At 40.9% G+C, this 247-nt stretch carries 1 protein-coding gene; it reads right to left on the bottom strand.

Annotated elements, in window-relative coordinates:
- Nucleotides 1-247: MATE family efflux transporter (locus ACYQ78_RS39945; RefSeq protein ID WP_459806205.1), on the bottom strand; the 247-nt coding region annotated here is incomplete at both ends.

The raw sequence follows: 247 nt of genomic DNA, 5'->3' as shown, positions 1-247 counted from the left end.
AGCGGTGCTGCAAAGGTATCTGCTAACTGGAAGAAAAGACTATAAGTCAAAAAGCGCGCTGTCAAATCGATAAATTCTGGGTCGTTACCATAAAGACTAGCCACATTTCCCCTAAAAATGTAAAGGAAGGTTAAGGTGAAGGCCGCAAAAACGAGAGCTACACTTCTTCCAATATGAATAAATTTTTTGGCATCTTGGAACCGTTTAGCTCCAAGTTCATAAGATACAACAATCGCCATAGCGGAAG

This window comes from Herbidospora sp. RD11066 (assembly GCF_054661255.1).
Note: the sequence above shows the minus strand (reverse complement) of the source record. Positions and strands in the feature narration are given on the sequence as shown.